This window comes from Pseudomonas sp. IB20 (assembly GCF_009707325.1).
In the GTDB taxonomy this organism is placed as follows: Bacteria; Pseudomonadota; Gammaproteobacteria; order Pseudomonadales; family Pseudomonadaceae; genus Aquipseudomonas.
Genome location: NZ_CP046103.1, coordinates 2,766,495 through 2,786,137, shown reverse-complemented (window position 1 = coordinate 2,786,137; position 19,643 = coordinate 2,766,495). Strand labels below are relative to the sequence as shown.

General features: G+C 60.7%; 20 protein-coding genes. 9 read left to right on the top strand and 11 right to left on the bottom strand.

The window, feature by feature from the left end:
* Positions 1 to 47: 47 nt before the first annotated feature.
* The gene (gene proP, locus GJU48_RS12830) at positions 48 to 1,550 is read right to left on the bottom strand and encodes a glycine betaine/L-proline transporter ProP (protein ID WP_094950150.1); all 1,503 of its coding nucleotides are present in this window, start codon (positions 1,548 to 1,550) and stop codon (positions 48 to 50) included.
* Positions 1,551 to 1,703: 153 nt separating this feature from the next.
* Here proP and GJU48_RS12825 point away from each other — a divergent pair, with 153 nt between their 5' ends.
* On the top strand, positions 1,704 to 2,234 hold the full coding sequence (locus tag GJU48_RS12825) for a GNAT family N-acetyltransferase (RefSeq protein ID WP_094950149.1): 531 nt from the start codon (positions 1,704 to 1,706) through the stop codon (positions 2,232 to 2,234).
* A gap of 143 nt (positions 2,235 to 2,377) precedes the next feature.
* A complete protein-coding gene (locus GJU48_RS12820; RefSeq protein WP_094950148.1) occupies positions 2,378 to 3,781 on the top strand; it encodes an MFS transporter in 1,404 nt (467 codons plus the stop codon).
* Between the two features lie 374 nt (positions 3,782 to 4,155).
* On the opposite strand, the gene GJU48_RS12815 is transcribed toward GJU48_RS12820, so the two are convergent.
* Both GJU48_RS12815 and GJU48_RS12810 read right to left on the bottom strand, forming a co-directional pair.
* Entirely contained in the window at positions 4,156 to 5,448 is a 1,293-nt protein-coding gene (locus GJU48_RS12815) for a PQQ-dependent sugar dehydrogenase (protein ID WP_094950145.1), read from the bottom strand.
* Positions 5,445 to 5,870 (bottom strand): DUF2231 domain-containing protein, encoded by a 426-nt coding sequence (locus GJU48_RS12810; RefSeq protein WP_094950144.1) that lies wholly within the window; start codon positions 5,868 to 5,870, stop codon positions 5,445 to 5,447. The genes GJU48_RS12815 and GJU48_RS12810 overlap by 4 nt, the downstream gene beginning before the upstream one ends.
* Positions 5,871 to 6,080: 210 nt before the next feature.
* Between GJU48_RS12810 and GJU48_RS12805 the strand changes: the two genes are divergently transcribed.
* Entirely contained in the window at positions 6,081 to 6,560 is a 480-nt protein-coding gene (locus tag GJU48_RS12805) for an AAA family ATPase (RefSeq protein WP_083358595.1), read from the top strand.
* The gene (locus tag GJU48_RS12800; protein ID WP_094950142.1) at positions 6,557 to 7,327 is read left to right on the top strand and encodes a nucleotidyltransferase domain-containing protein; all 771 of its coding nucleotides are present in this window, start codon (positions 6,557 to 6,559) and stop codon (positions 7,325 to 7,327) included. Before GJU48_RS12805 ends, GJU48_RS12800 begins: the two co-directional genes overlap by 4 nt.
* Before the next feature lie 93 nt (positions 7,328 to 7,420).
* Here the strand turns inward: GJU48_RS12800 and GJU48_RS12795 are convergent, their stop codons facing one another.
* Positions 7,421 to 7,597 (bottom strand): hypothetical protein, encoded by a 177-nt coding sequence (locus tag GJU48_RS12795; RefSeq protein WP_155296007.1) that lies wholly within the window; start codon positions 7,595 to 7,597, stop codon positions 7,421 to 7,423.
* Between the two features lie 158 nt (positions 7,598 to 7,755).
* Between GJU48_RS12795 and GJU48_RS12790 the strand changes: the two genes are divergently transcribed.
* Genes GJU48_RS12790 through GJU48_RS12780 form a run of 3 tightly spaced genes read left to right on the top strand, consistent with a single transcriptional unit; the run spans position 7,756 to position 9,093 of the window.
* Complete coding sequence (locus GJU48_RS12790) at positions 7,756 to 8,187, top strand: HIT family protein (RefSeq protein WP_094950140.1); 432 nt, start codon at positions 7,756 to 7,758, stop codon at positions 8,185 to 8,187.
* A gap of 20 nt (positions 8,188 to 8,207) precedes the next feature.
* Positions 8,208 to 8,663, top strand: a complete 456-nt coding sequence (locus GJU48_RS12785) for a bleomycin resistance protein (protein WP_094950139.1) — start codon at positions 8,208 to 8,210, stop codon at positions 8,661 to 8,663.
* Positions 8,656 to 9,093: an NUDIX hydrolase gene (locus GJU48_RS12780; protein WP_155296006.1), complete on the top strand. Its 438-nt coding sequence runs from the start codon at positions 8,656 to 8,658 to the stop codon at positions 9,091 to 9,093. Before GJU48_RS12785 ends, GJU48_RS12780 begins: the two co-directional genes overlap by 8 nt.
* Before the next feature lie 57 nt (positions 9,094 to 9,150).
* Here GJU48_RS12780 and GJU48_RS12775 read toward each other — a convergent pair whose 3' ends face one another.
* The 4 genes from GJU48_RS12775 to GJU48_RS12760 all read right to left on the bottom strand — a co-directional run bounded on the left by GJU48_RS12775 (position 9,151) and on the right by GJU48_RS12760 (position 12,862).
* Entirely contained in the window at positions 9,151 to 9,714 is a 564-nt protein-coding gene (locus tag GJU48_RS12775) for a cysteine hydrolase family protein (RefSeq protein WP_094950136.1), read from the bottom strand.
* 60 nt (positions 9,715 to 9,774) lie between these two features.
* Positions 9,775 to 11,088 (bottom strand): NAD(P)/FAD-dependent oxidoreductase, encoded by a 1,314-nt coding sequence (locus GJU48_RS12770; protein ID WP_094950133.1) that lies wholly within the window; start codon positions 11,086 to 11,088, stop codon positions 9,775 to 9,777.
* A 306-nt stretch (positions 11,089 to 11,394) separates the two neighbouring features.
* Positions 11,395 to 12,201 carry a suppressor of fused domain protein gene (locus GJU48_RS12765; protein ID WP_094950132.1) on the bottom strand — a complete coding sequence of 269 codons (807 nt, stop codon included), beginning with the start codon at positions 12,199 to 12,201 and terminating at the stop codon, positions 11,395 to 11,397.
* Between the two features lie 28 nt (positions 12,202 to 12,229).
* Positions 12,230 to 12,862: a TetR family transcriptional regulator gene (locus GJU48_RS12760; RefSeq protein WP_094950131.1), complete on the bottom strand. Its 633-nt coding sequence runs from the start codon at positions 12,860 to 12,862 to the stop codon at positions 12,230 to 12,232.
* Between the two features lie 126 nt (positions 12,863 to 12,988).
* Here GJU48_RS12760 and GJU48_RS12755 point away from each other — a divergent pair, with 126 nt between their 5' ends.
* Positions 12,989 to 13,645, top strand: a complete 657-nt coding sequence (locus GJU48_RS12755) for an O-methyltransferase (protein WP_094950130.1) — start codon at positions 12,989 to 12,991, stop codon at positions 13,643 to 13,645.
* A 3-nt stretch (positions 13,646 to 13,648) separates the two neighbouring features.
* On the opposite strand, the gene GJU48_RS12750 is transcribed toward GJU48_RS12755, so the two are convergent.
* The gene (locus GJU48_RS12750) at positions 13,649 to 14,269 is read right to left on the bottom strand and encodes a LysE family translocator (RefSeq protein ID WP_094950129.1); all 621 of its coding nucleotides are present in this window, start codon (positions 14,267 to 14,269) and stop codon (positions 13,649 to 13,651) included.
* Positions 14,270 to 14,392: 123 nt separating this feature from the next.
* On the opposite strand from GJU48_RS12750, the gene GJU48_RS12745 reads away from it, so the two are divergent.
* On the top strand, positions 14,393 to 16,591 hold the full coding sequence (locus tag GJU48_RS12745; protein ID WP_094950127.1) for an OsmC domain/YcaO domain-containing protein: 2,199 nt from the start codon (positions 14,393 to 14,395) through the stop codon (positions 16,589 to 16,591).
* Between the two features lie 481 nt (positions 16,592 to 17,072).
* Here the strand turns inward: GJU48_RS12745 and GJU48_RS12735 are convergent, their stop codons facing one another.
* Both GJU48_RS12735 and GJU48_RS12730 read right to left on the bottom strand, forming a co-directional pair.
* Positions 17,073 to 18,239, bottom strand: coding sequence for a cystathionine gamma-synthase (locus GJU48_RS12735; protein WP_094950126.1), 1,167 nt, complete (start codon positions 18,237 to 18,239; stop codon positions 17,073 to 17,075).
* On the bottom strand, positions 18,236 to 19,612 hold the full coding sequence (locus GJU48_RS12730) for a pyridoxal-phosphate dependent enzyme (protein WP_094950125.1): 1,377 nt from the start codon (positions 19,610 to 19,612) through the stop codon (positions 18,236 to 18,238). The genes GJU48_RS12735 and GJU48_RS12730 overlap by 4 nt, the downstream gene beginning before the upstream one ends.
* Positions 19,613 to 19,643 lie beyond the last annotated feature (31 nt).

Genomic DNA, 19,643 nt, shown 5'->3' with positions numbered 1-19,643 from the left:
AGCACTCCAATGGCGTGGCGGCGCGGGCCGCCACGCAGGGTCAGGGGTTAATTAATCCGTGGATGCTGCTGCACCAGGTTCTGGCGCTTGGCTTCCAGCTCGGCAATTTGAGTGTCGATGTCTTCGATCTTCTGCTCGATATTGTCGTGGTGCTCTTGCAGGATTTCCTTGGCTTCGGCCATGTCCGAGGCCGCCGGTGCCGCGCCGCGCAGGGGCTTGTTGGCGGTTTCCTTCATGGTCAGGCCGGTGATCAGGCCGACCACCGCAAACACCATCAGGTAGTAGGCGGGCATGAACAAGTTGTTGGTGCTTTCCACCAGCCACGCCACGGCGGTTGGGGTGATACCGGCGATCAATACCGAGACGTTGAACGCACTGGCCAACGCGCTGTAACGCAAATGCGTGGGGAACATTGCGGGCAGGGTCGAGGCCATCACGCCGATGAAGAAGTTCAAGATCACCGCGAGGATCAGCAGGCCTGCGAAGATCAGGCCGATCTTGCCGCTGGTGATCAGCATGAACGCCGGAATCGACAGGAAGAGCAAGCCGACACTGCCGGCGATGATGAAGGGCTTGCGGCCGATCTTGTCGCTGATAAAACCAATGAACGGCTGCACGAACAGCATGCCGACCATGATCGCGATGATGATCAGCACGCCGCTGTTTTCTTTGTAGTGCAGGTTGTGCGACAGGTAGCTGGGCATGTAGGTCAGCAGCATGTAGTACGTCACGTTGGTGGCCGCGACGATCCCGATGCAGGTCAGCAGGCTGCGCCAGTGTTGGGTGGCGACCTCTTTGAACGACACTTTGGGGCCGTGGGTCAGGCCTTGGAGGTCGCCTTGCTCGAGTTTGTCCATGTGCTGCTGGAAGGCTGGGGTTTCTTCCAGCGCGTGGCGCAGGTACAGGCCGATGAGGCCCAGGGGCAGGGCGAGGAAGAACGGCAGGCGCCAGCCCCAGGCTTCGAAGTCGGCTTCACCCAGGATGGTGGAAATCAGTACCACCACACCGGCGCCAAGCACGAAACCGGCGATGGAGCCGAAGTCCAACCAACTGCCAAGGAACCCGCGTTTACGGTCCGGCGCGTATTCGGCGACGAAGATCGAGGCGCCGGTGTACTCACCGCCTACCGAGAACCCTTGGGCCATTTTGCACAGCAGCAGCAGGATCGGTGCCCAGATGCCAATCGAGGCATACCCGGGAATCAGGCCGATGGCGAAGGTGCTCAAGGACATGATGACGATGGTGGCGGCGAGGACTTTCTGCCGCCCGTATTTGTCACCCAGGGCGCCGAAGAACAGGCCACCCAATGGGCGAATCAGGAACGGCACAGAGAAGGTGCCCAAGGCGGCGATCATTTGTACGCTGGGCGAGGCGTCGGGGAAGAACACTTTGCCAAGTACGTAGGCGACAAAGCCATAGACGCCAAAGTCGAACCATTCCATGGCGTTACCCAGTGCGGCGGCGGTGATTGCCTTGCGCACCTTGGCGTCGTCGACGATGGTGATGTCTTTCAATCCGATGGGTTTGACGCTTTTCTTACGTAATTTCATGCGGGCCACTCTAAAACTGAACAGGGGAGGTGCCATCGTTGCGATGGCACCGCTCTGTCAGTTCAGATACAACCAGACATGAAATAATTCACCTCTATTTGCTTTTTTTTGCAAATGAATTGAACTTCATGGCTTCAACAGGGAATTATCCGAATGCCTGTCACCGCCTCACGCCTGACCTACCGTAAGCCCGAACCCAGCGACGTGCAGCGATTGTTCGCGATCTTCGCCGACCCGCAGACCAACCTGTTCAATCCTGCGGGCCCGATGGCCAGCCTGGCCGACGCTCAACGCCTGCTCAATCACTGGCGCGAGCAGTGGGCTACCCAAGGCTACGGCTGGTGGGCGATTGCGCGCCGCGAGGCACCGGAGCACATCATTGGCTTTGGCGGCGTGGCACCCCTCAATTACCTGACCGAGCGGCGCATCAACCTGGGTTATCGCTTCGCCGTCGAGGCCTGGGGGCAGGGCTACGCCACTGAGCTGGGGCGTGATGCATTGGCGATGGCGTTCCAAACCCTCGGCTTGCCTGAGGTATTCGGGCTGGTGCGGCCTGATCACGCCGCCTCGATTCGTGTGTTGGAGAAGCTTGGCATGCTGCCCTTTGGCGCGCTCAACGATGTGCCGGGCCAGGCGCCGAGCCTGGTTTTTCGCCTGCGTCATCCTACAACCTCTGCTAGCTGAGTATTTTAGTACCCGCCTGACACCTAGATAAACCGCAATCTTTCAGATTGACAGCGTTCTGGGAGCTCGCTATAAAAGTCACAGTTGTACGACGACATATGACGTTGCGTATGTCCTATCTAACAAAAATAAAAAGTGATGCCATGAATTTGAATGAGCCCCTCAACGCCCATCGCGTCGGCACGGCCGTCGGCAACTATCGCTGGACTATCTGCGCGATGTTGTTCTTCGCCACCACCGTCAATTACCTCGACCGCCAGGTCCTCAGCCTTTTAGCGCCGCAGCTGTCGACACAATTTGGCTGGAGCAATACGGACTACGCCAACATTGCGGCGGTGTTCCAGTTTGGCTATGCGATTTCCATGCTGTTTGCCGGGCGGTTTGTCGACAAGATCGGCACCAAGGCCGCCTATGTGGTGGCGATCTGTATCTGGTCCACCGGCGCGATCATGCATGCGTTCTCGGTGCCGATGGGTGAGGGCATCGCTGCCGTGAGCGGTGCCATCGGCCTGGCGGTGATCCCGGTGTCGATTGCCGGCTTCATGCTGTCACGCGCGGTGCTGGCGATTGGCGAGGCGGGTAACTTTCCCATTGCGATCAAGGCCACCGCCGAATACTTCCCGAAAAAAGAACGCTCATTTGCCACCGGTATCTTTAACTCCGGGGCTAACGTGGGAGCGATCCTGGCGCCGATCTGTGTGCCCTTGATTGCCGGAATGTGGGGCTGGGAAGCGGCCTTTATGGTCATTGGCATGTTGGGCTTTGTGTGGGTCGCGGTGTGGGCAATGGTTTACGAAAAACCGGAGCAGCAAAAACGCCTGTCGGCCGCAGAACTGGCCTATATCCGCAGCGACCAGACGGTGCAACCGTTCACGCCTGAACCCGCCGGTACAATCCCGAAAAAAGTCTCGTGGTTCAAGCTACTGACCTATCGCCAGACCTGGGCGTTTGCCTTCGGCAAGTTCATGACCGACGGCGTGTGGTGGTTCTTCCTGTTCTGGCTGCCGACTTACCTGTCGGCGCAATACGGCATGAAAGGCGCCGATATCGTGATGCCGCTGGCGGTGCTGTACAGCATGACCATGGTCGGCAGTATCGGCGGCGGCTGGTTCCCCAGCTACTTCATGGCCCGTGGCGATGCACCCTATGACGGCCGCATGAAAGCCATGCTGGTCATCGCACTGTTCCCGCTGGTGGTGTTGCTGGCGCAGCCGTTCGGCTACCTGAGCTTCTGGGTGCCGGTGCTGCTGATCGGCGTGGGCGCCTCGGCACACCAAGCGTGGTCGTGCAACATCTTCACCACCGTGTCCGACATGTTCCCGCAGAAAACCGTGGCCTCAGTGGTCGGCATCGGCGGCATGGCCGGTGGGCTGGGCGGTGTGGTGATGACCAAGATTGGCGGTTGGGTGTTCGACTACTACAAGTCCATCAACGACATTCATACCGGCTACATGATCATGTTCGCGATCTGTGCGCTGGCGTACCTGGTGGCGTGGAGCGTGATGAAGGCGCTGGTGCCACGCCATAAGGAAATCACTGATTTGTGAGCTGCGCATGCCCGCGCTGGTGGCAGCGTGGGCGTGCACTGTAGCTTCTCGGGTTGTCTTGTTGGGCTGCGTAGCAGTTCCATTTTGGGGTCGCTTCGCAACCCAACGCGGGGCAAGCCCGCTCGCCATGGTGAGCCAGATTGCTACAGTTGCAGTGTTTGCCCTTAACTGACGGGTGTTAGTCAAATAGGGCTGGTTTTTTCAACGATGTTGAAAGGGCTGCGCCGAGAGTGTGCATTTGCCCGAGGCGATTTCGGTCTACAGGCAGCAAGGCACAGGCCCGCGCAGCGAGGTTGTGGCGCTGCTGGCCTGGCTTGAAGCGCAATTGCAGGGTGATGGCTGACAGGGGCGCGACCGCCCCTGTGCTGCAAGGGCTATGGGTTACGTGTCACGCGCCAAATGGTATTGGCCAGGTCGTCGGCGATGATCAGCGCACCTTTAGGGTCCACCGTCACACCCACCGGGCGCCCACGGGTCTTGCCGTCATCCCCACGAAAGCCGGTGGCGAAGTCGATCGGCTCACCCGCCGGTTTGCCATTGCTGAAGGGCACGAAGATCACTTTGTAGCCCACCGGGTTGTCGCGGTTCCAACTGCCGTGCTCGCCGACAAACACGCCGTCGGCGAATTTCTCACCCAGGGCAGGGATGGAGAAGTCCACGCCCAACGCTGCAACGTGGGAGCCTAGGCTGTAATCCGGCTTGATCGCACTGGCGACTTTCGCTGGGTTCTGCGGTTGCGCGCGCGGGTCGACGTTCTGGCCCCAGTAGCTGTAGGGCCAGCCATAGAAGGCGCCTTCGCGCACCGACGTCAGGTAGTCCGGCACCAGGTCCGGGCCGAGTTCATCACGTTCGTTGGCTACCGCCCACACTTGGCCGGTGCCGGGTTGGATGGTCAGCGCGGTGGGGTTGCGAATGCCGGTGGCGTAGGGTTTGTGCGCGCCGGTGGCGGCGTCGATCTGCCAGACCATCGCGCGGTCGATTTCCACTTCCATGCCACGCTCGGTGATGTTGCTGTTGGAGCCGATGCCCACGTAGAGCTGGCGCCCGTCCTCGCTCACCGCCAGGGACTTGGTCCAGTGGTGGTTGATCTGCGCCGGCAGGTCGGTGACTTTGGTTGGCGGGCCGCTGGGTTTGGTCTGGCCATCGGTGTAGTCGAAGCGCACCAGCGCGTCTTGGTTGGCGACGTAGAGTTTGCCGTCAGCGAAGGCCAGGCCGTAGGGCGCGTTGAGGTTGTCGGCGAATACCGTTTTCAGTTCATACGTGCCGTCACCGTCGGCATCGCGCAGCAGTGTCAGGCGGTTGCCACCCTTGACCTTGGTATTGCCCTCGGCCTTGATCAGGCTGGCGATCACGTCCTTGGGCTTGAGCTTGGCCGCGCTGCCGCCACGGCCTTCGGCGACGAGGATGTCGCCGTTGGGCAACACCAGGGTTTGGCGCGGGATGGCCAAGTCAGTGGCAATGGCGGTGACGCTGTAGCCGTCGGGTACCTTGGGTTTCTGCTCGCCCCACGGCGCCGGCTCGGCAATTTTCATGCTCGGCAGCAGGCTGCTTTGTTGCTCGGGTAATTTAGGGTCGGGGCCGCGGGCCTGGGTTTTGTCGCCTTCACCGCCACAAGCCGTGAGTAACAGGGCAGCGCTCAATACGCTTAGGGTATGAAGTGTTTTCATTTGGCAACTCCTGCGCGCAGGTTGGTCAGGCCGATCCAGGTGGCGGCGATTGCCAGCACCGTGACGATCACCGACAAGATCAGGCCGCCCGGCATCATGGCGTAAGCGTCCTTGGCATGCTGAAAGGCGTTGACCAGCCCGAGCACCCAAGCGGCCAACAGCAGTAGAAAATAAGCCGTGGGGCGCCCGGCCTTGTGGTCGGCACGCAGCAGGTTGACCAGCGCAAACAACAGCGCAAAGCCACTCAATACCAGGGCGCCGGCGATTAGCCAGGACGCAAAGTTGGCCCACTGGATCTGGTAGGTCTGGCCGTAGGCAATGTCACTGAGCAAGGCACCGAGAAACAACGGTACGCTGCCGGCCAGCAGCATTGAATGCAGCGGGCCTGGTCTGACGGTGGGGTAGGCGGGGAGGGTAGTCATGTCGGTGGCGGCTCCTTATCGTTCAGCACCGACGTGTGCTCTTCCGATCTCCTAAACGCGTGGGGGGAGCTTGCTCCCGTTGGACTGCGTTTTAGGGCCGCTTCGCGGCCCAACGGGAGCAAGCTCCCTCGCCACAGGTTAACGGCTGCCCACGCTATCGTTTAATTGACGGGCAATAACGCTTGATGGCCCGACATAAGGAACCGCTCCATGCCAACCCTGCATCTGCTGTGCGGCAAGATCGCCTCCGGCAAATCCACACTGGCTAAGACCCTGGCCGCCGAGCACGCCGCCGTCGTGCTCAGCGAAGATCACTGGCTCGCGCAGCTCTATCCGGGTGAGATCCTGTCGGTTGCCGATTATCTGCGCTGCGCCCAGCGTGTTCGCGGGGTGTTGGGGCCGCTGGTGAGCAACCTGCTGCAATCGGGCGTCAACGTGGTGCTGGATTTTCCCGCTAACACACTGGCCAACCGCGAATGGCTGCTCGGTCTGGCGCAGACCGCTCAGGTGCCGCACCGCCTGCACTACCTCGAATTGGACGACGCCACGTGCCGCGCGCGCCTGCATGCGCGCAATGCCCTGGGCGAGCATGATTTTGCCGCAACCGATGCCGAGTTTGACCTGATCACCCGGCACTTCTGTGTGCCGAGTGAGGCCGAAGGTTTGGTGATTGAGGTGCATCGCCCATGAGCGCCGTTCAAGGTGTCGATGTGAATGGTTGCGTGCTGACGGTTGCCGATGCGCCCATCCAACCTGAATTCCAATCGTTGCTGGCCGATGTGCGCGCGTCTCTGTCACCCGCAGGGCTGGGGCTGCACAGCGTTTATCTCTACGGCAGTGTCGCCAGGGGCGATGCCAGCCCAGGCGAGTCCGACCTTGATCTCACGCTGGTACTGACTGACCCGCCGGACGCGCAAGTACTCGAGCAGTTGGAACAGCTGCGCCAGGCGCTGGAACAACGGCACGAAGGGGTGACGAAGATCGACTTCGATATCGGCCACCGCGCCGAAGTGCTGGCGCCCGAGAACCGCAATCGCTGGGGCTTCTGGCTCAAGCATCATTGCCGTTGCCTGTGGGGCGATGACCTCTCGCTGCGCTTCGAACCGTTCGCGCCCTCGCGTGACATCGCCTTGGCGCTCAATGGTGATTTTGAGCCGGTGTTGAACGGCTACCTCACGCGCATCGAACATGCCAGCAGCGCGCCCGAGCGGCTTCGCTTGCAGCGCGAAGCGGCACGCAAGTTGATTCGGTCAACGCACACGTTGCGCGCGGCCGATGCCTCAGGTTGGCCTCAAACCCTCGAAGAGCATGTTGCCTTGTTCGTGCAGCATTACCCGACCATGCGCATCCAGATCGCCTACTTCCTGTTTGAGGCGCGCAACCCGAGCGCCGAGCGCGAGGCGTTTTTCGCGCGGCTGCAGGCCTTTGTGAGCTGGATGGTTTCAGTGCAGGCATAGACAGGTATTAGATCGATTCAAACCCGTTGGCGATGTGGCAACAGATCGCGGCGTTGCAGCGCAGCACGCTTTAGGATGTGAAGCGCAGCACTGTCAGAGGGTGTCTTTCGTCGCCTGTACCGAGTCTGCCTTGATCTCCTCGGCGAACTTGCGCATCAGCCGCACCAGGTTGTCGAAATCGCCTTCGTCCCAGGTCGAGAAGATCGACACGCATATGCGCTCGCGAGCGTCGAACATCCGGTGCGACGCCGAGTGCTTCAGCGGCGGCATCAAACACTGCTACGTTGCTGTGTGCCGTATGGAGGCAGGTGATTCGCATCGGTCAATGTCTCCTGGCTCAAGGGGTGAACTCAGTTAACCTGGCTTCGCTGGGCGAAACAACGTTATGTTTGTTTCCCTGAGTTGAACGTCATCATTAAGGACGAAGGATGTCATTGATTACGCAGCGCGTAGAACTGGCCCGCAACGGCGCCAACGATAAAGTCATTTGCCGCATGGCGTCAGGCTGGGCAGTGATGGGCGACGTGCAGTTTCTACCGGGTTACTGCCTGCTGCTGCCTGACCCTGTAGTCGCCAGCTTGAACGACCTGGACAGCGATGCCACGGCAACCTACCTGCTCGACATGGCCCGCCTGGGCGACGCCGTGCTAGAGGCGACCGGCGCGCTGCGCATGAACTATGAGATTCTGGGCAACTCCGAGCCGGAACTGCACTGCCACATTTTCCCTCGCTACGCCTCGGAACCGGCCGACAAACGTAAGATGCCCGTCTGGTTCTACGACTGGAAAACCGCTACACCCTACGCTGAAGAACAGCACGGCGACCTGCGTAAGAAAATCGCACAGTTGATCAGCCGTTAACCCGCAATGGAAGCAAGCGCATGATGCAACGAAATAAACTCGTCCCAGAGCTGATGGTCACGAACCTGAATAAGAGCCTGGAATTCTGGGTGGCGCTCTTGGGTTTCAAGGTTGCCTATCAACGCCTGGAGGACGGGTTCGCCTACCTCGATCTGGAGGGCGCGCAGGTGATGCTTGAGCAAGTCGACCCGCTCGCCAATCAATGGCAAACCGGCGCGCTGGAGCGGCCGTTTGGGCGCGGTATGAACCTGCAAATCGACGTAGCGGCCGTACTCGCGGTTATTCAGCGGCTTGGCGCTGCGGCGTATCCCTTGTTCAAGGCAAGCAAAGACGTGTGGTACAGGGCGGGCGAAATCGAGGTCGGCCAGCGCGAGTTCCTGGTGCAGGACCCGGATGGTTATCTGGTGCGGCTGGTTGAGCGGCTGGGTGAACGCGAGAGTAACGCTTTTCAAAAAGGAACAACGTCAAATGCGTGAACGAAAGGCTTCCCGATTACTGGTGATCAACCCCGCTGGCGACGTCCTGCTTTTCAGGTTCGTGCATAAGGACGGTGCATTGGCCGGCAAAAATTACTGGGCCACGCCGGGTGGCGGCGTCGAGGAGGGCGAAAGCTTTCACGCGGCGGCCCTACGTGAATTGCGCGAGGAGACCGGCATTGTGCTCAGCGCTGTTCAAGCCTCTGTGGCAGAGCGCAGTTTTCCGCTGATGCTGCCCAGTGGCGAAACCGTGTTGGCGATTGAGCAGTTCTTTGTCGTGCAGGCGCCCAATACCGTGCTTTCAAGAGACGAATGGACGCAGGAAGAGGCCTTGGTCATGGCCGATCACCATTGGTGGACCGCAGACCAATTGCGCTCAACCACCGATACGGTATGGCCGCAGGACCTGTCTCAAATACTGGTGGTGTGATAGGCCAGTGACGCACCCACTATGCCGGCGCCGATGACCACGATGTGTTGGCCCATCTCAATCTCCAACCGCCAACAGTTGCGCCGTGTCGACGACCCTGGCGTAGTCCATCGCCAAGTTACTCAGGGACAGCGCATGCACATCCTCGGCAGGCCAGAGCCGCCCCGACAAATCGGTTTGATCAAAGGTGTAGCAGGCGTCCCCGGCCACGATCACGTCAAAGCCCAAGTTGCCGCCGGAACGCGCCGTAGATTCCACGGAGTTGTTGGTGATCACCCCAACGATCACCAGTTGCTTGATCGAACGCATGTGCAGCCAGCGTTCCAGGCCGGTGGCGGTGAATGCATCCGGAACGTTTTTTTCCACCACGTGTTCATGCTTGAGCGGCGCCAGCGCTTGCTGGAATTCGCAGCCTGGCTGGCCCGGCCAAAATACCGAGCCGGGAGTGCGCGATATGTGCCGCACATGGATGACCGGGCGTTGAGCCTGCCGCCAGGCGTTCAGAAGCTGCTGGATGTGCTGTTCGGCATCCGGGTTGTTGCGACGCCCAAGCTTCGGGTCGTTCATGCCTTGCTGCATGTCGATGATCACCAGCGCTGCATTTGTCGCTAACGGTTCCATGCTACGGCTTTGAACCGGATAGCCGGTGCGCCATGGCGTGGCGCACCGTTTGACTGCCCGTCAACGCAGCTTCTCGAGCATCTGGTAGTACCACATCCCCACGGCCAGCATCGGGTTGCCGAACACATCGCCCAGCGGCACCTTGATGTGTTTGCACCCGGCAAAAGTGTCGAACTTTTCCAGGGTGCCGGTCAGCGCCTCAGCCATGATTTCGCCCATGATGTGGCTGGTGGCGATGCCGTGCCCGGAGTAACCCTGGCAGTACCAGACGTTGTCCGACAGCTTGCCCAGCTGCGGGATGCGATTCATTACAATGCCCATCGCGCAGCTCCATTGGAACTCGATGTCCACGCCCTTCAGCGCCGGGAATGTGCGTTCGATGCACGGGCGCAACTCCGCTGCGATGTCGCGTGAATCGCGCCCGGAATAGTTGGCGCCGCCACCAAACAGCAAGCGTGCGTCGCCCGTCAGGCGGTAGTAATCGAGCACAAACCGGCAGTCGTACACCGCCAGGTCGTGCGGGTTGATCTGGCGTGCCAGTTCGCCCAGCGGCGCGGTGGTGACGATGCCGCCCATGGCCGGGAAAATCTTGCCCTTGAGCTGTTTGGCTTCGAGCTTGTGGTACACGTCGCCGGCCAGCAGCACCTGGCGCGCATCGATGCGGCCCTGGGCGGTGATTACCGCAGGCCGATCGCCATGCACGATGTCGAGCACTTCGCAGTTTTCGAAAATCAGCGCACCCAGGCTCTGCGCCGCGCGTGCTTCACCCAGGCACAGGTTGAGCGGGTGCAGGTGCAGGTTGCGCGTATTTTTTAGCGCGCCTAGGTACAGCGGGCTGTCCAGATGCTGGCGCACAGCGGCCTCATCGAGCAGGCTGACTTGATCGCCCATGCCACGCCGTTGCGCTTCATCGTGAAAGGCGCGCAGCTCGGTCATGTGCGAGGGTTTCATCGCGGTATGCAAGTGGCCGTGCTTGAGGTCACAGTCAATCGCGTACTTGCTGACGCGTTGCTCGATGATGTCGTGGCCGCGCCAGCGCAGGTGCCAGATAAAATCGTCCACGTCATCGCCCAGGCGGCTGCGCATTTGCGCGCGCATGGCCTCGTCGCCCGACAGGCTGCCGGTGACTTGCCCGCCATTGCGCCCGCTGGCGCCCCAGCCGATACGGTTAGTCTCGACAATCGCGACCTTGAGCCCGCGTTCAGCCAACTCGACGGCGCTGGCAACGCCGGTAAAACCGCCACCGATAATCACCACGTCAACGCTGACCTGGCCTTGCAACGTTGGGTACTGGGTGGCGTCGTTGAGGCTGGCGGTGTAATACGAAGCGCTGCGCTGGGCAGCACCGATGACAGGGCGCATAGCGGCGGTCATGGGATGATCCTTCTGATAAATGAATGCCGGGCAGGCAATTTCGACTTAATCAGAAGCGCGCATCGGGCGGGCGCGCATGACGGCAATGCCACAGCGCCCAGAAGGCCAGGATGATATTGAACAGAGGATTTTCGCAGGAACGCGCCTGCACCTTCGCGAAGGAGGGAAGCAGGTGACGACGGATCAAGCATGGGCGTGAAATCATGGTCGCCGATGCTCCCATCGTGCGCAGGTGCGTTCAATCGCCGTTTGTGAACCTTCAGTTATGGCTTTGTTAAACAATCAACGCGTCGACACAACGACCGTTCACACCACGCTTGCGCGATACAGGCTGCTGGTATGGCCCACACCTGCGGCCTTCAACCGCTCGACCAGATCTTCCCGCGCCGCACGCCCACCGGAACGCACGTACTCGAGCTCCGACGCAGTGATCAACACCACCGGTACCAGGCGCACGGGCGACAGCGGCATGTCTTCCAGGCGGGTCGGGAAGTCGGGTTCCGGCCCGCCGAGCAGCACGCCGGCGGCATCGTCGTCGGTGACGAACAACTTAGGCACTTGCTCGCTCATCTGGTGCGACAGGCTGAACCCCGGCAGTTCCAGGGACAGTACGCCATGGTTGTCCAACTGATGCGTGATGCCGCCTGCATTAGCCACGGTTTTGGCCACGTGTTCGATCAGTTCGAACGCCCAGCTACGGCGTAAAGGGTCGACATCACCCAGCTCGCCACGCGCGTCGTTGGGGATGTCTGCGGTTTCCAGGAACAGTTCCATTTCGAACCCATTGCCCAGTCCTTCGGCATCGTCGAAGGGGTCAGACAGGCCCTCGGTGGCGAGAATGATGGCGCCGTCACGGCGCACCACGCGGTAGGCCTGGCGGGTGGACGGCCAGTGAGGGCCGCCGGTGAAGCTTGGGCTGATCATGTATGTCAGCACGTCACGCTCCACAGTGCCCACGGCCTGCCAATGCCGGTCCAGGCATGCTTCGCTGGCAATTCGGGCGGCCGTATTGGCGGAATCCGCTGGGGTTTCAACCGGGTCAACCGGCGTCGGCAGGGCCGCTTCGGTTTCGGGCTTTTTGGCTGCGCCGAACAGCTTTTTGAAGAAGTTCATGTGCATTCCTTTGCTGGAGATGAGTGCTTTACAGGTGATTGAGCGCGTTCACGTAGGCGCGAAACATATCAGCCATTCCGTCGGCGTAAATAGCTATTTCGGCGGCGGTACGCGGGCTGCCGGAAAAATCCTTACCCACCGAACTGAGCGTGGTCAGGATCAAGTCACAGGCCAGCGCGCGGGTTGGCTCAGGCACTTGCGGCAGCAATTCCAGCATGAAGGTCTCAAAGGCCTGCTGGCCCGCCGCGCGGACTTCCACGGCTTCGGGCGCATCCCGGTACAACGGCGCGGCGTCGTTCAGCGCCACACGCATCTGCGCTTCCTCGCATTCGGAATGGATAAACGCATGCACCAGGGTGCGCAGGCGCTGCAGCGGCGGCACGTCGGTTTTATCCAGAATGTTACGCAGCATCTGCGTGGTCTGCTGCCACTCATCGCTCTGCAAACGAAACAGGATCGCGGCCTTGTTGGGGAAGTATTGATACACCGAACCCACACTCACGCCGGCCTTTTCCGCCACCCGCGCGGTGGTGAACCGGGTGGCGCCTTCCTTGGCCAAAACCTGAATAGCCGCTTGCAGGATCGCGGCCACCAGCTCAGTGGAACGCGCCTGCTGTGGTTGCTTGCGTGAGGAAATACGGACGGTCTGCCGGGTTGTCATCAGGAGCTCCAGCGGCGGGGCTAACGCGAATAGCGAATGCGAGGAATCACTCGCATACTTTTAATGCGACGAATTAGTCGCATCCTAGCCCCAGCCAGCTTAGCCTCAACCTGACGGAAATCAATCATGGCAACCCTGACCTCTGCGCCACTGGCGCCCTTGATCGAACGCCTTTACGCACAAGCCGGCGCGGCGACCAGCCCGCTCATCAGCAGCGTATCGCGTGAAGAACGCGAGCGGATGATGCACAGCAAAACCGACTACCTTGAGCTCTACACGATGCTCAAAGACCTGTGGCTGCCGGTCTCCCGCGACACCGGCCACTTGCTCTACATGCTGGCGCGCAGCAGTAAGGCGCGGGCGATTGTCGAGTTTGGCACCTCGTTCGGTCTGTCCACGTTGTTCCTGGCCGCCGCGCTGCGCGACAACGGTGGCGGCGTGTTGATTGGCAGTGAGTTCGAGCCCTCGAAGATCGCACTGGCGCGCAAGCATTTCATTGAAGGCGGCGTGAACGACCTGATCGACATTCGTGAAGGCGATGCACTGGTCACCCTGGCCACAGACATGCCGGAAGCGGTCGACTTGCTGCTGCTGGACGGCGCCAAGGCCCTGTATGGCGATGTGCTGAACCTGGTGGAAAACCACCTGCGCGCCGGCGCGCTGGTGGTGGCTGACAACACCGACTACTGCCCGCAATACCTGGCGCGCGTGCGTGATCCTGCGAATGGCTATTTGTCGGTGGCGTTTGCCGATGACATCGAACTCTCCATTCGCCTGCGCTAAGGCTTAGCGTTTGCTGAACGCCAAGCGCGCGGCAAACAACACAAAGATCAGGCCGGTGGTGCGGTCCATCCACCGGATGACCTTTTCCTTGCGCAGAAATCCGGACAGGGGCCGGGTGGCGCCAATCAGCACCAGCGACCACGCCAGGCCCAGTACCACATGAATGCTCACTAGGCCGAAGGTCCAGGCAACCAACGAATGGCCTTGGGGAATGAATTGCGGCAAAAACGACACGTAGAAAATCCCCACTTTGGGGTTCAGCACATTGCCGAGCATGCCCTTAAGGAACCAGTTGCCACTGGGCTTGTTTTCGGCCTCAACCGTTGACAGTGAGTGGCGCGGGCGCAGCAGCATGTTCAGTCCCAGCCACGCCAGGTACGCGGCGCCGCAGTACTTGAGCAGGTTGTACGCCAACTCCGACACCGCGATCAGCGCGCCCAGGCCAAAGGCCACGGCCGCGCCCCACAACAGGCAACCGGCGTTGATGCCCAGGGTGGCCTGCAGCGCCTGGCGCTTGCCTTCTACCGTGGCGGTTCGCAACACCAGCGCGGTGTCGAGCCCGGGCGTGAGCGTGAGCAGGGTGGCGGCGAAGGTGAAGGCGAGGAGGTTATCGGTGATGGACATGGGCTGTTCCGCATAGCATGCAAAGAGGCACCGATCGGCAGGCAATTCGGAAAACCCTGAGACTTCCCGGCGAAAATCTTCATAATGGCGGCCAATTTGTTTAGCTCGTTCTGGTGTGCCCGCATGGAAATTAAGGTCAACTTTCTCGACAACCTTCGGCTTGAAGCCAAGTTCGATGACTTCACGGTGATTGCCGACCAACCGATTCGCTACAAAGGCGACGGTTCGGCCCCGGGTCCGTTCGATTACTTCCTGGCTTCGTCGGCGTTGTGTGCGGCGTACTTTGTGAAGCTGTATTGCCAAACGCGCAACATCCCTACGGACAATATTCGCCTGTCGCAGAACAACATCGTTGATCCGGAAAACCGCTACAACCAGATCTTCAAGATCCAGGTCGAGTTGCCGGCGGACATTTCCGACAAGGACCGACAGGGCATCCTGCGTTCCATCGACCGCTGCACGGTGAAGAAAGTCGTGCAGGCCGGGCCGGAGTTTGTCATTGAGGAAGTCGAAAACCTCGACGCCGATGCTCAGGCGCTGTTGATGCCAAGCTCCACGTCAGAAGCCGGCACCTACATTGCGGGCAAGGACCTGCCGCTGGAGCAGACCATCGCCAACATGTCGGGCATTCTCGCCGGCCTGGGCATGAAGATTGAAATCGCTTCGTGGCGCAATATCGTGCCTAACGTGTGGTCGCTGCATATCCGCGATGCACACTCGCCGATGTGCTTTACCAATGGCAAGGGCGCGACCAAGGAGGGCGCACTGGCGTCGGCATTGGGCGAGTTTATCGAACGGCTCAACTGCAACTTCTTCTACAACGATCAGTTCTGGGGTGAGGAGCTGGCCAACGCGCCGTTCGTGCATTACCCGGATGAGCGCTGGTTCCAGCCGGGGCGCAAAGACGAGCTGCCGACTGAAATTCTCGACGCCTACTGCCTGAAAATCTACAACCGCGATGGCGAACTGCGTGGCTCGCACCTGTACGACACCAACTCGGGCAATGAAGCGCGCGGTATTGTTTCGCTGCCGTTCGTGCGCCAGTCCGACGGCGAAGTGGTGTACTTCCCGTCCAACCTGATCGAAAACCTCTACCTCAGCAACGGCATGAGCGCGGGCAATACCCTGGCCGAAGCCCAGGTGCAGTGCCTGTCGGAGATTTTTGAGCGTGCGGTCAAGCGCGAGATCATCGAAGGCGAGTTCGCACTGCCCGACGTACCCGTTGAAGTGCTGGCCAAATACCCGGGGATTCTCGCCGGTATCCAGGGCCTGGAAGCCCAGGGCTTCCCGGTGTTGGTCAAGGACGCGTCCTTGGGTGGTGAATTCCCGGTGATGTGCGTGACCTTGATGAACCCCCGCACCGGCGGCGTGTTTGCCTCGTTCGGCGCCCACCCAAGCCTGGAAGTGGCGCTGGAACGCAGCCTCACCGAATTGCTCCAGGGCCGTAGCTTCGAGGGCTTGAACGACTTACCGCAGCCGACCTTTGAAGGCCACGCGGTGACCGAGCCGAACAACTTCGTCGAGCACTTTATCGACTCCAGCGGCGTGGTCTCGTGGCGTTTCTTCAGCGCCCAATCGGATTACGAATTCGTCGAGTGGGACTTTTCGGGCCAGGGTGAAGACTCCAACGCCCAGGAAGCCGCGACCTTGTTCGGTATTCTGGAAGGCATGGGCAAAGAGTCCTACATGGCGGTGTACGAACACCTCGGCGCCACCGCGTGCCGCATCCTTGTGCCGGACTACTCGGAAATCTACCCGGTGGATGATCTGATCTGGGACAACACCAACAAGGCACTGTTTTTCCGCGCCGACATCCTCAACCTGCACAGCCTCAGCGATGACGAGCTGAAGGCCTTGGCTGAGCGTCTGGTGGAAAGCGAGCTGGACGATTACACCGACATCACCACCTTGATCGGCATCGAGTTCGACGACAACACCGCGTGGGGCCAACTGACCATCCTTGAGTTGAAGCTGCTGATTTATCTGGCCTTGCAGCAATACGAAGACGCCAAGGAGTTGGTGGAAATGTTCCTGCAGTACAACGACAACACCGTTGAGCGCGGGCTGTTCTACCAGGCGGTGAATGCGGTGTTGGAGATGCACCTGGACGAGGACTTGGCGCTTGAGGATTATGAGGCCAACTTCCGCCGCATGTTTGGCAACGAGCGGATGGATGCGGTGATTGGTTCGGTGAACGGCACGGTGCGCTTCTATGGCTTGACGCCGACCAGCCTGAAGCTGGAAGGGCTGGACCGGCATTTGCGCTTGATCGAGAGCTACAAAAAGCTGCACTCGGCACGCGCCAACATCACCTCAGCCTGACGCTAAACACCTGTGGGAGCAGGCTCCCACATTTGATCATTCCCACGCTCTGCGTGGGAATGCATCCCGTGACGCTCTGCGTCACCCTTTCCAGGCAGGACGCGGAGCGGCCTAACACAGGGTAGGCATGTGGGAGTACAGCCTGAGCAGCACACCCATCTGCCTGATGTATTGAGATCCAAATGTGGGAGCTGGCTTGTCGGATCGCCGCACCGCTGCGATGCAGACACCTCGGTGTATCAGGTACACCGAGTTGATGCCATCGCAGGCAAGCCAGCTCCCACATTAGATTGAGTTCAGCCCAAGATCAGGTCGGCTGTCAGGCCGCCTCTAAACACCTGTGGGAGCAGGCTCCCACATTTGATCATTCCCACGCTCTGCGTGGGAATGCATCCCGTGACGCTCTGCGTCACCCTTTCCAGGCAGGACGCGGAGCGTCCCAGGCGGCATTCCCACGCGGAGCGTGGGAACGATCAATGGGTTAGATCAGCGCCAACGCCTGGGCCAAATCGGCCCTCAGGTCTTCCACATCCTCAACGCCCACCGACAACCGCACCAACCCATCGCCAATGCCCAGCTGCGCCCGCGTCGCCGCTGGAATGCTGGCATGGGTCATGATCGCCGGGTGTTCGATCAGGCTTTCCACGCCGCCGAGGCTCTCGGCCAGGGCGAAGATCTTGACGTTTTCCAGGAAGCGCGTAGCGCCGGCCAGGTCGCTGTTCAAATCCACCGAAATCATCCCGCCAAACCCACGCATTTGTCGACGTGCCAGCTCATGCTGCGGATGTGAGGCCAGGCCTGGGTAGTAAACGCGCGACACTTGCGGCTGCTTTTCCAGCCAAGTGGCCAAATCCAGAGCATTGCTGCAATGGCGCTCCATGCGCAGCGCCAGGGTTTTTACCCCGCGCAGGGTCAGGAACGCATCGAAAGGCCCGGCAATCGCGCCGACTGAGTTTTGCAGGAAGCCCAGGCGCTCGGCGAGTTCCGGGTTATGGCCGACGATGGCGATGCCGCCGATTACGTCAGAGTGGCCGTTGAGGTATTTGGTGGTGGAGTGCACCACGATGTCGAAACCCAGCTCCAGCGGGCGCTGGATCCATGGGCTGGCGAACGTGTTGTCGGCCACGCAGATAATGCCGCGGTCACGGCAGATGCGTGCGATGGCGCTCAGGTCGGTGAGGCTCAGCAGTGGGTTGCTCGGGGTTTCGACCCAAACCATGCGCGTGTCGTCCTGCAATGACGCTTCAAATGCCGACAGGTCGCTCAGGTCGACAAAGCTGAAACGGTGCCCGGCGCTGCGTTGGCGCACTTTATCGAACAGGCGGAAGGTGCCGCCGTACAGGTCGTTGCCGGAGACGATATGCGCGCCGGCATCGAGCAGTTCCAGCACGGTGGAAATCGCCGCCAGCCCCGAGGCAAAGGCAAACGCCTGGCTACCGCCTTCAAGGTCGGCCACGCAACGTTCCAGGGCAAACCGCGTGGGGTTGTGGGAGCGGCCATAGTCAAAGCCCTTGTGCACGCCGGGGCTGTCTTGCAAATAGGTGGAGTTGGCATAGATCGGCGGCATCAGCGCGCCCGTGGTCGGGTCGGGTGATTGCCCAGCGTGGATCACGCGGGTGGCAAACGCACTTTTATCGGGCTGACTCATGCAAGGGATCTCCGTAGGTGATTAAGCAGGTCGACGCGAGTAATCAGGCCGTGGAAGCCTGAGGCGTCGGCGATGATGGCGACCAGGCCGCGATCCAGTTCCGCCTGCAGTTCAGTCAGGCTGGCACTCGGGGCCAGGGTTTGCAAGGTGTCGGACATGGCGCTGGCGACGAGCATGGAAAAATCCGCGGCGTCGTGATGCAGCCCCAGCAGGATGTCGGACTCATCGATTACGCCCACCAGCTTCTGGCCATCGACCAGCACCGGCAGTTGCGAGACGTCGGCCAGGCGCATGCGCTGGAAGGCGGTGAGCAGCGTATCGTCGGGGCTCACGCTGATCACGCGGCCATCTTCGAAGCGGCGCGCGATCAGGTCGCGCAGGTCGCCGTAGTGTTTGTATTGCAGCAGGCCCGCGTCGTTCATCCACTGGTCGTTGTAGACCTTGGACAGGTAGCGCGTGCCGGTGTCGCAGACGAAGGTGACCACGCGTTTCGGGACGGTTTGCTCGCGGCAATACCGCAGCGCAGCGGCGAGCAGGGTGCCGGTGGACGAGCCACCCAGAATGCCTTCGGCCTTGAGCAGTTGCCGGGCGTGGTCGAAGCTTTCTTCATCGCTGATCGAATAGGCGTGGCGCACGCTGGAGAGGTCGGCAATCGAGGGGATAAAGTCTTCGCCGATGCCTTCCACGGCCCACGACCCAGGGGTTTGCATCTTGCCGCTGCGACTGTATTCGGCCATCACTGAACCCACCGGGTCGGCCAGTACCATGGCCAGCTCCGGCTGTACCCGTTTGAAAAAGCGGGTCAGGCCGGTGAGGGTGCCGGCCGAGCCGACACCGACCACAATCGCGTCCACATCATGCTGGGTTTGCGCCCAGATTTCCGGGGCGGTACTGGTTTCGTGGGCCAGCGGGTTGGCCGGGTTGTTGAATTGGTCGGCGAAAAACGAATCGGGAATGTCCTTGGCCAGGCGCGCGGCCACATCCTGGTAATACTCGGGGTGGCCCTTGCCGACATCGGAGCGGGTGATATGCACCTCGGCGCCCATGGCCTTCAAGTGCAGCACTTTCTCGGTGGACATTTTGTCGGGCACTACCAGCACCACCCGATAGCCTTTGGCTCGGCCGACCAGCGCCAGACCCAGGCCGGTGTTGCCGGCGGTGGCTTCGATGATGGTGCCGCCGGGGCGCAGGCGGCCATCGCGTTCGGCGGCGTCGATCATCGCCAGGCCGATGCGGTCTTTGATCGAGCCGCCGGGGTTTTGCGATTCAAGCTTGAGAAACAACGTGCACAGGCCGGTATCAAAACGGCTGACCTTGACGAGCGGCGTATTGCCGATCAGTTCGAGCACGGCGGGGCGGGAAAGGGTGGGCATGTCGTCACCTGATACGCAAGAGGATTGGGTG